This window comes from Gluconobacter sphaericus (assembly GCF_016757795.1).
In the GTDB taxonomy this organism is placed as follows: domain Bacteria; phylum Pseudomonadota; class Alphaproteobacteria; order Acetobacterales; family Acetobacteraceae; genus Gluconobacter; species Gluconobacter sphaericus.
Map to the genome: position 1 here is coordinate 2,383,682 of NZ_CP068419.1, position 16,113 is coordinate 2,399,794.

The following is a 16,113-nucleotide window of genomic DNA, read 5'->3' on the forward strand; positions in this document are numbered from 1 at the left end:
TACGGGCGGCAAAGGCTGGGCATGTATCCTTGGCCGCCTTACCTCCTCAGGGTGCAGGATGGCGGACTTCAAGGGACGTGAAGGTCACCTGAGCCACATCGCCATGGCAGGGCATGTGCCATCCTGTCTGGCCGGAGACGGCCTCGAACCACATGACGGGTGCCGTCGCGGACGTCGGCATGGCGAGCACGCTGCGGCTTCCGTTGACGACAACAACAAGTGTTCCGTTCGGGCGCGAGGAGAGGGTGTAGTTGATGTTGCGGTCCGGGTAGATCGTCCCGGCGACGACGCTCCGGCTCGTGTTGCCGTCATGGATTGTCACCGTGACCTGCGAGTGTTTGCCATCAGCTACCAGTTCCACGACTGCTCCGCGCGCACTCTGGATACGACCGATAATGACACGCTGGTCGCTGGGCCAGGTGTCAATATGCAGGTTGGCGGTCATGTCGGCAGGTGTCTGCTGGAAATACCAGGCCGTGCCTTCACGCAGGACAGTTGCGGGGGCTGTCTGTCCCCGGATGGAGGGCTGAAGCCCATCCGTCCGCAAAGTGATGGCGCTTGTTGTGGGGTTCTGCTGATAGAACGGGCTGTGATAGCCAGTTGCCAGCCTGCTTCCCGGAACAAGGTGCAGTTTCAGTCGTGCCTTTGGCTCCTGAAGGGTGAAGCTGCCTGCTTGTGGCAGAGAGCGTGTGTCCATGGCCGATGCAGGAAGCAGCGCGGTACCTGACAATGCGAGGGTCAGGCAGGTTGAGCAGAAGATGCGGGACAGGGACATGACGGTTCCTTCCAGGTCGGCAGGCAGGGAGAGCGGGTTCAGCGGCTCATGAGAACGGTGAGCTGCGCCTGTTCCAGAATGTGACGGGTGACACCGCCCAGAATCATCTGGCGCAGACGGGAGTGGGAATAGGCGCCCATGCCAAGCATGTCGGCATTGAACTCCGTGGCCGCCTTCAGGAGCCCCGCACCGATGTCACGGTTGACGGCCTCGAACTCGCGGGCCGTGGCGGAAATGCCGTGCATCCGCAGATAGGTCACGACCTCGTCCGCGCCCGGTCCACGACGCTGGTAGTCCTGACAGGTCAGGACCTGCACGGCTTCGGCCTTATGGGCCCAGGGCAGGATGCAGCGCAGGGCCAATGAGGCTTCGGGCGTGCCGTTCCAGGCGATGGCGATGCGCTTGCCCACTGTCTTCGGCGGGGCGGGCGGAGCGATCACGAGCGGGCGCCCGCTGTCGAACAGTATGGCATGCAGCGTTTCAGAGGCGCGTGGGTCGCCGTCCTGGGCGAGGTTCGGGACCAGAGTCATGTCGGCAAGGCGCGAACGCCATGTCAGGGAATCGTGCTCCGTCCCGTTGAGGACATCAAGGCTGGCACTGACGCCATCGCCCGCAGACGATCCGATTTTCGAGGGCTCGACGCGTCGGATGCCATGCGCGTGAATGAAAGCGTCGAAGGCCTTGCGGATCGCGATCGCACGGCGCTGGGCCTCGGTCGTGGCCGTGTCGATCATTTCATTGACCATGCCGGCCGAGATGCCTTCGCCAGCCAGCGTTGCGACTTCGGACGGGTCCGAGCCGACCACGACAGCGGACAGATGGGCATCGAAGCGGTGCGCGAAATCCAGCGCGACCGACATGACGGCTTCGAGGTCACCGGAGCCGTTCAGGGGGAGGAGGATATTCTTGATGTCGATAAGCATGGGTCAGGGCTCCCCGGTCAAAATCTGCAGAACGTTGTTATGATGTATTTACGGATAAAGTCGTGTGACGTTCCATCTGTTTCCGTCACGGGTCCACACGGCCCTGTCATGCAGGCGGTAGGGGCGATCCTGCCAGAATTCGATGGCTTCGGGCAGAACGCGGAAGCCTGACCAGTTGGCAGGGCGGGGGATCGGACCCTCGCCATATTTCTCGTCCGCGGCTTTCAGGCGTTCCTCGAAGGTGCTGCGGCTGTCCAGCGGACGTGACTGCTCGGAAGCGACGGCGCCAAGGCGGGACATGCGCGAGCGGCTTGCGAAATACGCATCAGCTTCAGTACTGCTGACGGCCTCGACCGGGCCTTCGATCCGGATCTGGCGGCGGAGGGATTTCCAGTGGAAAAGCAGGGCGACATGCGGGTTGGATAGCAGTTCGCGCCCCTTGCGGCTTTCCAGATTGGTGTAGAAAACGAAGCCACGCTCATCCACACCCTTGAGCAGGAGCATCCGGACGGAAGGTCGCCCGTCGGACGTGGCGGTTGCCACGGCCATGGCGTTGGGATCGTTCGGTTCGGATGTCTCGGCATCCGACATCCAGGCCGCAAACAGAGCGAAGGGATCGGCCTTCAGGTCAATCAGGGGGATGTCGGACATGAGAATCTCCTTGGAACTGGATTGGCGGAACAGGCGTGGCGCGGCAGGAGCGGTGCAGACCGGCTCGTCAGTGTGAAGATCATAACGCGGATGGCATGTTTCAGTCATCCGGCCCGCTATGAAAACAGTTTAGGCGCTCTGCTCACATCGCACCTTGATCTGGGACAGCATGCGTCGTCGCAGCAGGCCACTGACAGGGCGTATGATGAGCCAGTAGGGGAGAAAGCGCCGCCGGACATAGGAAGTGGGGCAAAGGATATGTGTCTGCGTAACCAGGCGCGTCCGTTCCCGCCCGGCTGGCATTGTCATAAAGGACAGGACCAGGGTTGCACTGGACGCATCCCTGTCACCGAGAAATTCCATAGGTGTGTCAAAACGGCGCAGACCGTAATTCGTCCGCCAGAAAGAGCCTTTCAGCCCGTAGATCAGACTGCGATCGGTCTGTGAAAGAAGCGTGAAGTCCTGAAGCTCCAGAGGCGGTGGAGGCGGGGTGTGCAGCAGACGGGCAGGCAGTCCACGCAGGTAAAGGGCGGGGCGGAGAAGCGGATCATCCCCCAGACGGTAGCGGCGTACGGAGTTCAGAATGCTCTCGGGCCGGGCGCGGATCAGGATGGAGTGTCGTTCGGAAAAATCGAATGGGTCCATGGTGGCGCAGGCGGATTTCGAACACATGGGTAAAAATTCCTTAAGCGCCGGAGTGATGCCTTAATGTCCTGTCAGAGGGCAAAAAACGGCGCAATCGTCGCAAAGTCTTGTTTGTAACGGGCGCTTGTGCAACCACGGCCCTCAATACGCCAACGCGATTCAGGAAATCACCATGTCTGAAACGGAAGACAACATCCCGGCTCCAGTGAGCGGAACCCTTATGAAGGGCAAGCGCGGTGTGATCATGGGTGTTGCCAACAAACACTCTATTGCCTGGGCTATTGCCAGTGCCTGTGCGGCACAGGGGGCGGAGCTTGCCTTTACCTATCAGGGCGAGGCGCTGGGCAAGCGCGTCCGTCCGTTGGCCGAGAGTGTCGGGTCCGAACTCGTCCTCTCCTGTGACGTCAGCGATGACGACGCCATCAACAGCACGTTCGACGAAATCGAGAAGGTCTGGGGCAAGATCGACTTTGTGCTCCATGCCATCGCTTTTGCAGACAAACAGTATCTTCGCGGCCGCTATATCGACACGCCGCGCGATGCCTTCCTGCAGGCCATGGACATCTCCTGCTATTCCTTCGTGAGCGTTGCTCGTCGTGCATCTGCGATGATGAATCCGGGCGGATCGTTTCTGAGCATGACCTATCTCGGCGCCGAGCGCGTCATGCCGCACTATAATGTGATGGGTGTGGCCAAGGCAGCTCTGGAGGCCTCCGTGCGCTACATGGCTGCCGATCTGGGCCGTGACGATATCCGCGTGAACGGCATCTCCGCCGGTCCGATCATGACGCTGGCCGCCAACGGGATCAGCGATTTCCGCTATATCCTGCGCTGGAACCAGCTCAATGCTCCGATGGAGCGTAACGTGACCCTCAAGGATGTCGGCGGTTCGGGCATGTACCTGCTCTCCGACCTGTCCAGCGGCGTGACGGGAGAGATTCATCATGTTGACTGCGGCTACCACACGGTCGGCATGAAGAACCCGGACGCTCCGGACATCGCAGCGGTCGGCTCCGGGACCTGACATGTCGGACAACAGCTTCGGGAATCTTTTTCGCGTTACTACCTGGGGGGAAAGTCACGGACCGGCGATCGGCTGCGTCATTGATGGCTCTCCACCCCGCCTGAAGCTGTCCGAGCAGGACATCCAGCCCTGGCTCGACCGCCGTCGGCCGGGGCAGTCCCGCTTTACCACGCAGCGCCGGGAGCCGGATCAGGTCCGGATCCTCTCAGGCGTGTTTGAAGGGCAGACGACCGGAACACCCATTTCGCTGATGATCGAGAATACCGATCAGCGGTCGAAGGATTACGGTGATATCGCAACCCGCTATCGTCCCGGTCATGCTGACATCGCCTATGACATGAAATACGGCATCCGCGATTATCGTGGGGGTGGACGTTCTTCAGCGCGTGAGACGGCCATGCGGGTTGCAGCAGGGGCCGTGGCGCGCGTACTGCTCAAAACGCTGGTAGGGGAGGGCGTGAAGATCCGTGCCGCCCTGACGGGAATCGGTGGCCAGACCATCAATCCTGCCCGCTGGGACTGGAATGAGGTCGAGCGCAACCCACTGTGGTGCCCGGATGCGGAATCCGTGGGGCCATGGGAAGCTCTTCTCGACTCCATCCGCAAAGATGGATCGTCGATCGGGGCAACTGTCGAAGTTGTGGCGGAAGGTCTACCTGCCGGACTCGGTGCGCCGGTCTATGGCAAGCTTGATGCTGATCTCGCCGGTGCCATGATGGGTATTAATGGGGTCAAGGGTGTCGAGATTGGGGACGGTTTTGCCGTGGCCGCCCTTCGCGGCGAACAGAACGCCGATCCGATTTCGCCTGGGCCGCAATTCGCATCAAACCATGCCGGCGGCATTCTGGGTGGTATTTCCACAGGACAGCCCATCGTGGCGCGTTTTGCGATCAAGCCGACCAGTTCGATTCTCACACCCGTTCCCAGCATCACGCGCGAGGGTGAGTCTGTTGAAGTGATGACCAAGGGGCGGCATGATCCGTGCATCGGCATCCGGGCTGTTCCCGTGGCCGAAGCGATGATGGCCTGTGTGCTGGCCGATCATCTTCTGCGTGATCACGCGCAATGTGGCTGGGGCCGTTAGGCCCCGCCAGTACAAGCGACGTTTCAGTGTTCGAGGGTGGCATCCAGCGTAATGTTTGCCTTGATGACCTGCGACAGCGGGCACCCCGCTTTGGCTTTGTTCGCAATGTCGAGAAACTGCGTTTCAGACGCGCCCGGAACCTTGCCACGCACGGTGAGGTGAGACTGGGTGATGGCAAAGCCTTCGCCGGACTTGTCCAGTGAGATGGTCGCTTTCGTTTCCAGTGATTCGGCCTTGAAGCCAGCCTGTTCCAGCATCATGGACAGCGCCATCGTGAAACACCCGGCATGGGCCGCACCAAGCAGTTCTTCGGGGTTCGTGCCGGGCTTGTCTTCGAAGCGGGTATTGAAGCCGTAAGGCTGATCGTGCAGAGCGCCGCTCTGGGTGGAAATCGTGCCTTTGCCGTCTTTGAGGCCGCCGGTCCAGTGGGCTGAGGCTGTTTTTTTGATGGTCATAATGGGCTCTTTCGTTTTGTGGGCTTGGATCCCCAAACGTGGTGTTGCGTGGATCGTTGCCCGACGTGATGTTCACGAAATTTCCCAATCCTGTGACCGGTATCACACACCGGGAAAATGCTCCGGGGGAAAACTCTTGGGATAACAATGCTTAGGGGCGGTTTTCTGCGGTTGCTACTATATCTAGGGGCATTAACGAATTCTCTCCCTAGATATGGGATAGGTCCAATTCACAGCTCTGCCGATTTTGCAAGCGAACTTCGTGCTTGCGGTCGGGTTCGGAGTGATGGAAATGAGTGCTCAAGATTTCGAAAATAGATGCCCTGCGGAGAGAGCGAATGACCCTTCATGACGTGACGATGGACGTGCCCGATCAGTCCGACCGACCGCATGACGTGCATTCGCCGCTCAACCATCCCATCGGTGAAGCACCGCTTCCGGGTGATGCCGATTCCGCGGACATGTTCGATGATGTTGTGCAGCTTCCGGGTCATCACGCCGTGCGTGTGGATCGTTCGCGCGATTCTTTGCTGACGGATTTCGGTAAGGCCACGCTGAACAATCGTTATCTGCTGCCGGGCGAGGACTATCAGTCGCTTTTCGCGCGTGTGGCGTCTTATTACGGCGCGGATGCGGGTCATGCGCAGCGGATTTACGACTATATTTCCCGCCACTGGTTCATGCCCGCCACACCCGTTCTGTCCAATGGAGGCACTGAGCGCGGTCTTCCAATTTCCTGCTTCCTGAACGAGGCTGAAGACAGCCTTTCGGGAATCGTGGGGCTGTGGAACGAGAATGTCTGGCTGGCGTCCAAGGGCGGCGGCATCGGGTCGTACTGGGGCAATCTGCGCTCCATCGGCGAAAATATTGGCCGTAACGGCAAGACGTCCGGTGTCATTCCCTTCATCCGCGTTATGGACAGCCTGACGCTTGCGATTTCGCAGGGCTCGCTCCGTCGTGGCTCGGCAGCCGTGTATCTGCCGGTCTGGCATCCGGAAGTGGAAGAATTCGTCGAGATGCGCCGTCCGACGGGCGGTGATCCGAACCGCAAGGCGCTGAACCTCCATCACGGTGTGCTCGTGACGGATGCGTTCATGCGTGCGGTCGAGGCGGACGAAGAATGGGCGCTGCTCTCTCCGAAGGATCACAGCACGATCCGCAAGGTGTCGGCGCGGGGTCTGTGGATTCGGATCCTGACGGCGCGGATGGAGCAGGGCGAGCCCTACATCATCTATTCCGATCATGTGAACCGCGCCCGTCCGGAGCATCACAAGCTGGCTGGGCTGGAAGTGAAGACCTCCAATCTCTGCGCCGAGATTACGCTGCCGACCGGTATTGACCATCATGGCAAGAACCGGACAGCCGTGTGCTGCCTGTCCTCGCTCAATCTTGAGACCTGGGACGAGTGGAAGGATGACCCGCAGTTCATCGAGGACGTCATGCTGTTCCTCGACAATGTGCTGCAGGACTTCATCGACCGCGCACCGGATGATATGGCGCGTGCTAAATACGCGGCTGCCCGCGAGCGTTCGGTCGGTCTGGGCGTGATGGGGTTCCATTCCTTTCTGCAGGCCCGGATGATCCCGTTCGAGTCTGTGATGGCGAAGGTCTGGAACCGGAAGATTTTTGAACATATCCGCAAGCAGGCCGATGCTGCATCGAAGCATCTGGCAGAATTGCGCGGGCCGTGCCCGGATGCCGCCGAATACGGCTTTATGGAGCGCTTCTCGCACAAGCTTGCCATTGCGCCGACGGCCTCGATCTCCATCATCACGGGCAATGCCAGCCCGGGCATTGAGCCGATCAGTGCGAACGTGTTCCTGCAGAAAACGTTGTCGGGCTCGTTCTCGGTGCGCAACCGCCACCTGAAGAAAATTCTGGAAGAGCGTGGGCAGGACACGGACGAAGTCTGGTCGGCGATTACGCTGAACAAGGGCTCGGTGCAGAATCTCGATTTCCTGACGCAGGATGAGAAGGACGTGTTCAAGACGGCGTTCGAGCTCGACCAGCGCTGGGTTGTGGAGCATGCCGCCGATCGTGCGCCGTTCATCTGTCAGGCGCAGTCGGTCAATCTGTTCCTGCCCGCTGACGTGCACAAGCGTGACCTGCATCAGATCCATTTTCAGGCCTGGAAGAAGGGCCTGAAGTCTCTCTATTACTGCCGCTCCCTGTCCGTGCAGCGCGCCGATGCGGTGTCCACGCTGGCGGTAAAGAGCGACATTCTGGAAGACGAAAAATACGAAGCCACGGCTCAGGCCGCCCCGCGCGGCGAAATGAGCAGCGGCGATTACGAAGAGTGCCTGTCCTGCCAGTAATGGCGGGATTTGAAAGGACGCGATCATGAGCGACACCACCCCGATCTCCGGCACGCCGGACGAACAGCATTTCGACCTGATGACCGCCAATCCGGTCTACAAGCCGTTCCGCTATCCTTGGGCCTATGATGCCTGGCTGACCCAGCAGCGCGTTCACTGGCTGCCTGAGGAAGTGCCGCTGGCAGATGATGTGAAGGACTGGCACCGGACGCTGACGGAAGCTGAGCGTCATCTCGTGACGCAGATCTTCCGCTTCTTCACGCAGTCGGACGTGGAGGTGAACTCCGCGTACATGAAGTATTACAGTCAGGTCTTTAAACCGACCGAAGTGCTGATGATGCTGTCCGCGTTCTCGAATATCGAGACGATTCACATCGCCGCGTATTCCCATCTCCTTGACACCATCGGAATGCCCGAGACCGAGTATTCGGCCTTCCTGAAATACAAGGAGATGAAGGACAAATACGATTTCATGCAGTCGTTTAACATCGACAACAAGCGTGAAATCGCCAAGACCATGGCGGCCTTCGGGGCATTCATGGAAGGGCTTCAGCTTTTTGCGTCCTTCGCGATCTTGCTGAACTTCCCGCGCTTCAACAAGCTCAAGGGCATGGGACAGATCGTGTCCTGGTCGGTGCGTGACGAGACGCTGCACTGCCTGTCCATGATCCGCCTGTTCCGTACCTTCGTCCGCGAAAACAGCGAAATCTGGACGCCGGATTTCCGTGAGGAACTGACGCAGATCTGCCGCACCACGGTTGAGCATGAAGATGCGTTTATTGATCTGTGCTTCGAGATGGGGCCGGTTGAAGGCATGTCCTCTGACGACGTGAAGAAGTACATCCGCTTCATTGCTGACCGTCGTCTGACGCAGCTGGGCCTGGACCCGGTTTATGGGCAGGAAAGCAACCCGCTGCCGTGGATCGACGACATGCTGAATGCCGTCGAGCACGCAAATTTCTTCGAGAACCGCTCGACCGAATACTCTCGTGCGTCTACGTCCGGGACATGGGAAGAAGCGTTCGAAGGCAACGTCTTCAGCTAAGACCTGCTCAAGGAGAAGCTTCGCTTTCGGGCAGGGCTTCTCCGTCACGCAGGACGCGCTCGGCCGCGGCAGTGAAGCGGCCATCTGCCTCATGCAGGACCAGCCCGGCTCGCAACCGGAAAATCCCGCGGCCTCCATGCACCGCGCGGACCAGAACCAGCTTTGCTTCACGTCCATGACGGGGCCAGAAGGGATAGAGCTGGATCGAACCACATCCATTTTCCAGCAATGTCTGACACGCCCGGTCCGCAACGGCAGCGGAGAGCATAAATGTCAGTGTCCCGCCCGGAAGCACCCATTTCGTCATAGCGCAGATCCAGTCTTCCGGCGTGGTCGTTTCCGCGCTCAGTGCCAGACGGCGTCGGTTGTCAGGCGAGGGTGTCCCGGAAGGGCTGTGCCATGGTGGGTTGGCCATGACGTGATGGAAGCGGCCGTTCGCTGTAGGGGTGAGAGCACGCAGGCTCCGGGGGATAGCCGGCAGATGGGCCTGAAGGATCCGGAGTTTCGGGGTATTCTCCAAAAGCTGGTTATTGCGGATATTCTGTTCGGCCAGTGCCTGTGTTTCGGGATCGGACTCCAGGCCGACTCCATGCACCCCCGGAATGCGCGCCGAGAGGCAAAGCAGGGCAGCCCCTGCGCCGCATCCTCCTTCCAGTACCGTTTCGCCAGGTTTTGCGGGGATCGAGGCCGCCATGAGGACAGGCTCAAGCCCGGTCCTGTAGCCTTTGGTGAACTGATCGTAGCGCACACGCCCGCCCAGTAGGAAACCCTCTTCCCTGGCGGGGGTAGGAGGGGCAGATAGGGGAGCGGTAAGGGACTTCGGGCGGGGCAATGGGTTGACCGTCTTCCTGCTGCCGCTCATATGATCTTCCCAACCTGTCGTCCGGCGTTACATGGTCCGTTCGTTCTTCCTGCGATGGGAGAGAAAGAACGGGGCCACGCCACATCATATCGTGCCCGTGCGGTCCTGGGCCAGTCTCCGGGTCCGCTGCGGGAACTGGAGTAATGACCCTTGGATTCTGCCGCACCGGACGTTTCTGCGACCGTTGAGAAAGCTGTGGTCAGGGATGCAGGGGGCGAGAGCGCCCTTTCCGCTCTGTCCGCCTACCTGGAACAGGACATGCAGGCCTGCAACCGTGCGATCATTGCGCGGATGGAGAGCCCGGTTCCGCTCATTCCACAGCTTGGCGCCCATCTTGTCGCGGCTGGTGGCAAGCGTCTGCGGCCATTGCTGACGCTCGCTGCCTCCCGCTTGTGTGGCTATCAGTCGACTCCCGAAAATCAGCGTCATGTCGGGCTGGCGGCCTGCGTGGAGTTCATCCATACAGCAACGCTGCTTCACGATGACGTGGTCGATGAGAGCAATCTGCGTCGTGGTCTGGCGTCGGCCAATGCCGTCTTCGGCAACAAGGCCTCCGTTCTGGTAGGGGACTTTCTGTTTGCGCGGTCGTTCCAGCTGATGACAGCGGACGGGTCGCTCAAGGTTATGGCAATTCTGTCCGACGCGTCGGCAACCATTGCCGAAGGTGAAGTTCTGCAGATGGTGACGCAGAACGACCTGTCCACACCGGTCGATCGTTATCTTGAAGTCATCCACGGCAAGACGGCTGCCCTGTTCGCGGCGGCTTGTCGGGTTGGCGCGGTTGTCGCGGATCGTCCGGAAGCGGAAGAAGTGGCGTTGGACCGTTTCGGCACTAATCTGGGCATGGCGTTCCAGCTTGTTGACGATGCGCTGGATTATGCCGCCGACCAGCAGGTTCTGGGCAAGACGATTGGCGACGACATGCGTGAAGGCAAGATCACGCTGCCGGTTCTAGCTGCCTATGAATCCGGCTCTCCCGAAGATCGCGCTTTTTGGGAACGAGTCATTGAAAAGGGCGAGCAGACGGAAGCCGATCTGCCGCATGCCCTGGCCCTGATAGAGAAGACGGGTGCCATTGCAACGACGATCGCCCGTGCGCAGGCTTATGCCGCAGAGGCTGTGGATGCGTTGTCGATTTTTCCCGATAGTGAACTGCGGCGCCTTATGACGGAGACGGTCCAGTACACCGTCGATCGCGCACGCTGATACACTTTGAAACGCCCTGCTCCTGAGTGGACAGGGCGTTTTTTCAGGCTTCCGCCATGCCTGGTGCGGGAACTGAAAACACATCCCATTGCGAAAAACCAAGTTTTTGCGCTGCCCCTTCCAGTCTTGCGGCGTTCTGTGGTGCGCGGGTCATCAGAAGTCTGCCGGGGCGGGATGTTGCTGAGGAGCAGGATGCCTCCTGAAGGATTGTTCGGACCTGCCGTGCGACGGCCGGGGCCGGGTCCAGCCAGGTGATGCCGGGGGGAGACAGGCGCTCGAAAGCGTCCATCAAAAATGTGTAATGCGTGCAGCCCAGGCCTACAGTGTCGATCTCGCCGCCATGGGGCTGACTGAAGAGGCAGGTCAGTTCGTATTGTACGTCTGAATCCGCGATGGCCTCACCCAGAAAGGCGCGCTCTGCCAGATCCGCCAGTTGGCGTGCACCATGAGTGATCAGGCGGCAGTCGGGAGCAAAATCCTGATGAAGCCGGAGGATGTAAGGGCGTCGCGCCGTGGCTGATGTCGATAACAGACCGATGACCCGGCTTGTCGAGACGCGGCCGGCCCAGCGGATCGGTGGCACGCAGCCGACTACGGGAATGTTCAGGCGCTGCCGCAAGGCAGGCAGGGCAATTGTGCTGGCGGTGTTGCAGGCAATAACCAGAATGTCGGGTTGTAGGCGCTCGCAGGCGGCAACCAGAAGGCTGACGATCCGGGAGGTCAGCAGATCGTCAGGCTGTTCGCCATACGGGAAGAGAGCCGTGTCGGCGAGATAATCGATATGCAGGGCGGGGAGGAGGTCGCGCAGGGCCTGCACGACACCCATCCCGCCAATGCCGGAGTCAAAAACCAGACTCCGGCCGGCTGGCACGGATGCGCCAGTGTCCATCAGGCTTCGGCTTTGGCCTTGAGAGCCAGCGCTTCTTCCGCGCTGCTCACGCCGCCATGCTTTTTGGACCAGCCGCAGGGATCTTCCAGGAAGCGGCGGACTTCGGCGCTGTCCTTTTCGGAGAAGTAGTCGCCGCCTGCACAGGCTTCCAGAACGTCCCACCAGGTGCAGAGCGAATGGAGCGAGATGTCCATGTCTGCCAGTGTCTTATGGGCGCCCGGGAAGACGCCATAAAAGAACACAACGAAGGTGTGGTTCACGATGGCGCCTGCATCGCGCAGGGCATTGGCGAATCGGATCTTGGATGCGCCGTCCGTCGTCAGGTCCTCGACCAGCAGGGTGCGCATGCCTTCGGGCACGTCGCCTTCGATCTGCGCATTGCGGCCGAAGCCCTTCGGCTTTTTGCGGACATAGGCCATTGGGGTCATCATCCGGTCCGCAATCCAGGCGGCGAACGGGATACCGGCGGTCTCGCCACCCACGACGGCGTCAATGCTTTCATAGCCGATGTGACGGCCGATCTTCTCAACAGCCAGTTCCATGATTTTGGTGCGGGCGCGTGGGAAGAAAATGATCTTGCGGCAGTCGATATAGACCGGGGACTTCCAGCCGGACGTCAGGGTGTAGGGGTCTTCCGGGCGGAAGTTTATGGCCTTGATCTCAAGCAGGATACGGGCCGTGGTGAGGGCCGCGTCACGGTCCCACTGGGTGCGGCCCGCCATCGGGCTTTCGGCGAACTGGGTCATGCTTGTCTCCGCTGACGTCGTTTTCTCGTGGTTTACCGGGCTGTTGCCGGGAAGGGTAGGGGCAATATGTTCCCCTTCCGGGGTGTGTGAATTTTATCTGCTGCCTGTCAGTGTCACCGGTCCCATCGATCTTCGTGCTTGCATGGGAGCGTCCGGAGTTCTAGGGAGAGATATCGATATTCATTCTCATTTACGGCAGGAACAGAAGTGAGCATAGAGACCAGTCGGATCGGCCGGAAATGCGAACGCGCTGTTGTAACGGCCTATCAGGAACTGCGTGAAGTCGGGCAGCCGGACATGCAGGCCTTTGCGGCCTGCACAACGCTGTATCGCATCCACCATCCCGAAGCTTCTGTGAAGGAAGCACGTCGCCTCGTGGCCGAATGGATCGACCATCATGTCGTTCGTCAGGCTCGTGGCGAGACTCCGGGCTGCGACTGCTGAATGTTGCGGAGGCGCTTCAGCGCCTCTCGCTCATGGGGACGAAACTCCGTTCCGCTGCACCGATATAGAGCTGTCTCGGGCGGCTGATGCGCACGGACGGTTCCTCGATCATTTCCTTCCACTGACTGATCCAGCCGACTGTCCGAGCGACCGCGAACAGAACGGTGAACATACTCTTGGGAATTCCGAGGGCCTTGAGGATCAGTCCGGAATAGAAATCCACATTTGGATAAAGACGGCGGCTGACGAAATAGTCGTCCTCCATGGCCACGCGCTCCAGTTCCATCGCCAGATCCAGTAGTGGATCGCGCTTAAGGCCGAGTTCCTCGATGACTTCGTGGCAGGTTGCCTGAAGGATCTTCGCGCGTGGATCGAAGTTTTTGTAGACACGATGGCCAAAGCCCATCAGGCGCACGCCGGAATTGCGGTTTTTGACCTCGCTGAGGAAGGCCGGAATACCGTCGCGGGTACCGATGGTTTCCAGCATGCTGAGTGCGGCCTCGTTGGCGCCGCCATGCGCAGGCCCCCACAGGGCGGCAATGCCAGCTGCGATACAGGCATAGGGGTTCGCACCGGTCGAGCCCACGAGGCGGACGGTCGTCGTGGAGGCATTCTGCTCGTGATCGGCATGTAGGAGAAGGATGCGGTCCATCGCGCGGGCCAGTACGGGATTGACCCGGTAATGGTTTCCGGGGCGGGCAAACAGCATGTGCAGGAAGTTCTCGGAGAACGACATTTCTTCATCGGGATAGATGAAGGGCTCGCCGATGGAATATTTATAGGCCCAGGCTGCGATGGTCGGGACCTTGGCGATCAGGCGACGGGCCGAGAGGTCCCGGGCTTTGGGTTCTGAAATGTCCAGCCCGTCATGATAGAAGGCCGAAAGCGCGCCGACTGTTCCGCACAGGATCGCCATGGGATGCGCATCTCGGCGGAAGCCGTTGAAGAAATTCCGGATCTGCTCGTTCAGTAGCCGGTGGGTGTTCATATCCGTACGGAACGCCTGATACTGCGCGGCGGTCGGAAGCTCACCATAAAGCAGCAGATAGGCCGTCTCGGTAAAGCTGGCGTTGAGGGCCAGGTCTTTGATCGGATAGCCACGATGCAGCAGGACGCCTTTGTCGCCATCGATATAGCTGATGGCGCTGGTGCAGGTCGCGGTACTGCCCAGCCCAGGATCGAAGGAGAAGACGCCCGTTTTCTGGGACAGAGCGCGCATGTCCACGACATCCGGACCGATCGTTCCTTCCAGAACTGGAAACTGACGGCTGAGGCCATCGAGACCAAAGGTTACGGAACGATTTTCGGACATGTAGTTGATAACCCGCCTGAAATGTAAGGATGTTGTGCTGTTTTATCTCCGAAAGGTTTTTTATGTCCAGAGAAGCCCTCTGGACGCTCTTTCAGGGTTGGATAAGCGTAATAGGCTGGATCGTGGACGGACGAACATCCAGCCACTGCCCCTGAACGCCCAGAACCGTCAGGCCAGCCAGCGGATAAGATCGATAGAGCGCGGAAAACCGGGCGCTCTGAAGGGCTGGCCCGAGAAGATCGCAGGCGAACTCGCCGATGGTTGGGTTATGGCCGACGATCAGCAGGGTTTCGACGGTTTCTGGCGTGGCATAAATGAGGTTGTAAAGATCGTCAGCCGTTGCGGAATACAGACTCTCTTCGATTTCGAGTGATGCGGCCGTTCCAGAAGCGGCAAGAACGCCCTGCGTGGTCTGCCGGGTGCGGATGGCAGGGCTGCACAGGACCCGGATGGGGGAAGGTAGATCCAGTGTGGAAAGCTGTCTGCCAATGCTGGCAGCCTGCTCTTGCCCCTTCGGTGTAAGCGCACGGGCACTGTCGCTCTTCGCCGTCAGGAGATGGGAAACTGCTTCGGCGTGGCGCAGAAGCAGGAGGCAGCGCATCAGCCTTCCGATGTCCGGCGGGCGTCTGCAGCGATGGCTTCGTGATGGCGGATGACTTCACGGATGACGAAGGCCAGGAACTTCTCGGCGAAATCCGGATCCAGATGGGCATCGCGGGCAAGCTGGCGCAGGCGTTCGATCTGGCGCGTCTCCCGGGACGGGTCAGCCGGCGGGAGATGGGCGCGGGCTTTGAGCTTGCCAACTTCCTGCGTGCAGCGGAAGCGTTCTGCCAGCATGTGAATCAGGGCGGCGTCGATGTTGTCTATACTCGCGCGCAGGCGTTCGAGTTCGGCCAGGGCAGGATCGGAGGCGGCCGACTTGGATGTGTGAGGTGTATTGGAGGGGTCAGGGCTCATTCAGATCAATCCATGCAAGATGGCCGCCTTTTCCGGCACCGAGATCGGTGAAGACGGCCGTACCCCCCAGGCGTCCCGTCCGGCGCCAGGGGCGTCCGTCGGTCGAGCGGCGGTCATGGCCGACATAAACCGTCATCCCTTCGGGGATGCGGTTGATCCAGGTCAGGCGGCGTTCGGGATAGCCATCCGGCTGCATCCGGCCGGTGGTTTCACCAAAAAGGGCGCGGGACAGAGGCGCAGACATCTCGCCCAAACCCGGCACCGGGGAATGGGAAAGCATGGCCGTATGAAATCCGCCATGCACGAATAGGGAGCGGCCGATCCGCAGCCATGTCGGCGCCTGATCGATGGCCATGTATATGCGCTCGGGAAGCCCTTCGTATTCTGGAAGCGAAATCTGGCGCAGCGTTTCCTCAAGCGGTGGATCGCGCCTCAAGCGCCTGCCTTCGAGGGCGCGGCCGAGCTTGCGGTCGTGGTTGCCGAGAATGAACAGCCCACGCTGCTGCTCCAGAAGTTCGAGCATCAGCTCCATCACGCCGGCGCTGTCGGGACCGTGATCAACGAGGTCTCCGAGCTGGATGACAAAACGCTCGGTTGCGGTGGCATGACGGAAAGCGTTGAAATCACCATGCACGTCTCCAACCACGCGGATGCCGTGTTCACGGATTCGCATCATGATGGGGGCGGGAAGGGGTGGATCAACGAAGATGGCGCGTGCTTTCTGGTTTTCCTTCTATCAAAGGGCCAGAACGGTCCAACGTCAATTTATCTGTTTGAGAA

At 60.1% G+C, this 16,113-nt stretch carries 18 protein-coding genes; 6 read left to right on the top strand and 12 right to left on the bottom strand.

The features are described 5' to 3' along the window. Positions 1-46: 46 nt before the first annotated feature. The 4 genes from IGS75_RS11300 to IGS75_RS11315 all read right to left on the bottom strand — a co-directional run bounded on the left by IGS75_RS11300 (position 47) and on the right by IGS75_RS11315 (position 3,021). A complete protein-coding gene (locus IGS75_RS11300; protein ID WP_202256879.1) occupies positions 47-775 on the bottom strand; it encodes a polysaccharide lyase family 7 protein in 729 nt (242 codons plus the stop codon). A 38-nt stretch (positions 776-813) separates the two neighbouring features. Beyond that, a complete protein-coding gene (locus tag IGS75_RS11305; protein WP_202256880.1) occupies positions 814-1,698 on the bottom strand; it encodes a universal stress protein in 885 nt (294 codons plus the stop codon). A gap of 48 nt (positions 1,699-1,746) precedes the next feature. Then, a complete protein-coding gene (gene pdxH, locus IGS75_RS11310; RefSeq protein WP_141351859.1) occupies positions 1,747-2,349 on the bottom strand; it encodes a pyridoxamine 5'-phosphate oxidase in 603 nt (200 codons plus the stop codon). A gap of 129 nt (positions 2,350-2,478) precedes the next feature. Further along, on the bottom strand, positions 2,479-3,021 hold the full coding sequence (locus IGS75_RS11315; RefSeq protein ID WP_228123649.1) for a hypothetical protein: 543 nt from the start codon (positions 3,019-3,021) through the stop codon (positions 2,479-2,481). 145 nt (positions 3,022-3,166) lie between these two features. On the opposite strand from IGS75_RS11315, the gene fabI reads away from it, so the two are divergent. Then, a complete protein-coding gene (fabI, locus tag IGS75_RS11320) occupies positions 3,167-4,018 on the top strand; it encodes an enoyl-ACP reductase FabI (RefSeq protein ID WP_141351857.1) in 852 nt (283 codons plus the stop codon). Between the two features lies 1 nt (position 4,019). Further along, positions 4,020-5,102: a chorismate synthase gene (aroC, locus tag IGS75_RS11325; RefSeq protein WP_141351855.1), complete on the top strand. Its 1,083-nt coding sequence runs from the start codon at positions 4,020-4,022 to the stop codon at positions 5,100-5,102. A 23-nt stretch (positions 5,103-5,125) separates the two neighbouring features. On the opposite strand, the gene IGS75_RS11330 is transcribed toward aroC, so the two are convergent. After that, entirely contained in the window at positions 5,126-5,557 is a 432-nt protein-coding gene (locus IGS75_RS11330) for an OsmC family protein (protein ID WP_141351853.1), read from the bottom strand. Positions 5,558-6,018: 461 nt separating this feature from the next. Between IGS75_RS11330 and IGS75_RS11335 the strand changes: the two genes are divergently transcribed. Both IGS75_RS11335 and IGS75_RS11340 read left to right on the top strand, forming a co-directional pair. Beyond that, positions 6,019-7,872 (top strand): ribonucleoside-diphosphate reductase subunit alpha, encoded by a 1,854-nt coding sequence (locus tag IGS75_RS11335; protein ID WP_228123687.1) that lies wholly within the window; start codon positions 6,019-6,021, stop codon positions 7,870-7,872. Between the two features lie 25 nt (positions 7,873-7,897). Further along, on the top strand, positions 7,898-8,917 hold the full coding sequence (locus IGS75_RS11340; RefSeq protein ID WP_202256881.1) for a ribonucleotide-diphosphate reductase subunit beta: 1,020 nt from the start codon (positions 7,898-7,900) through the stop codon (positions 8,915-8,917). Between the two features lie 7 nt (positions 8,918-8,924). Here IGS75_RS11340 and IGS75_RS11345 read toward each other — a convergent pair whose 3' ends face one another. Then, positions 8,925-9,779 carry a tRNA1(Val) (adenine(37)-N6)-methyltransferase gene (locus IGS75_RS11345; RefSeq protein WP_202256882.1) on the bottom strand — a complete coding sequence of 285 codons (855 nt, stop codon included), beginning with the start codon at positions 9,777-9,779 and terminating at the stop codon, positions 8,925-8,927. 150 nt (positions 9,780-9,929) lie between these two features. Between IGS75_RS11345 and IGS75_RS11350 the strand changes: the two genes are divergently transcribed. Further along, on the top strand, positions 9,930-10,985 hold the full coding sequence (locus IGS75_RS11350) for a polyprenyl synthetase family protein (protein WP_141351847.1): 1,056 nt from the start codon (positions 9,930-9,932) through the stop codon (positions 10,983-10,985). A 43-nt stretch (positions 10,986-11,028) separates the two neighbouring features. On the opposite strand, the gene IGS75_RS11355 is transcribed toward IGS75_RS11350, so the two are convergent. Together IGS75_RS11355 and IGS75_RS11360 are read right to left on the bottom strand one after the other, a co-directional pair. Continuing rightward, the gene (locus IGS75_RS11355; protein WP_237469081.1) at positions 11,029-11,811 is read right to left on the bottom strand and encodes a glutamate racemase; all 783 of its coding nucleotides are present in this window, start codon (positions 11,809-11,811) and stop codon (positions 11,029-11,031) included. A gap of 62 nt (positions 11,812-11,873) precedes the next feature. Next, positions 11,874-12,620: an orotate phosphoribosyltransferase gene (locus IGS75_RS11360; RefSeq protein WP_141351843.1), complete on the bottom strand. Its 747-nt coding sequence runs from the start codon at positions 12,618-12,620 to the stop codon at positions 11,874-11,876. 207 nt (positions 12,621-12,827) lie between these two features. Here IGS75_RS11360 and IGS75_RS11365 point away from each other — a divergent pair, with 207 nt between their 5' ends. Then, complete coding sequence (locus tag IGS75_RS11365) at positions 12,828-13,064, top strand: hypothetical protein (RefSeq protein WP_141351841.1); 237 nt, start codon at positions 12,828-12,830, stop codon at positions 13,062-13,064. A gap of 16 nt (positions 13,065-13,080) precedes the next feature. Here IGS75_RS11365 and IGS75_RS11370 read toward each other — a convergent pair whose 3' ends face one another. From IGS75_RS11370 to IGS75_RS11385, 4 genes are all read right to left on the bottom strand, one after another. Continuing rightward, complete coding sequence (locus IGS75_RS11370; RefSeq protein WP_141351839.1) at positions 13,081-14,376, bottom strand: citrate synthase; 1,296 nt, start codon at positions 14,374-14,376, stop codon at positions 13,081-13,083. A 91-nt stretch (positions 14,377-14,467) separates the two neighbouring features. Continuing rightward, complete coding sequence (locus IGS75_RS11375; RefSeq protein ID WP_202256883.1) at positions 14,468-14,977, bottom strand: SixA phosphatase family protein; 510 nt, start codon at positions 14,975-14,977, stop codon at positions 14,468-14,470. Further along, the gene (locus IGS75_RS11380) at positions 14,977-15,333 is read right to left on the bottom strand and encodes a chorismate mutase (protein ID WP_202256884.1); all 357 of its coding nucleotides are present in this window, start codon (positions 15,331-15,333) and stop codon (positions 14,977-14,979) included. Before IGS75_RS11380 ends, IGS75_RS11375 begins: the two co-directional genes overlap by 1 nt. Beyond that, the gene (locus IGS75_RS11385) at positions 15,323-16,009 is read right to left on the bottom strand and encodes a metallophosphoesterase (RefSeq protein WP_141351833.1); all 687 of its coding nucleotides are present in this window, start codon (positions 16,007-16,009) and stop codon (positions 15,323-15,325) included. Before IGS75_RS11385 ends, IGS75_RS11380 begins: the two co-directional genes overlap by 11 nt. Positions 16,010-16,113 lie beyond the last annotated feature (104 nt).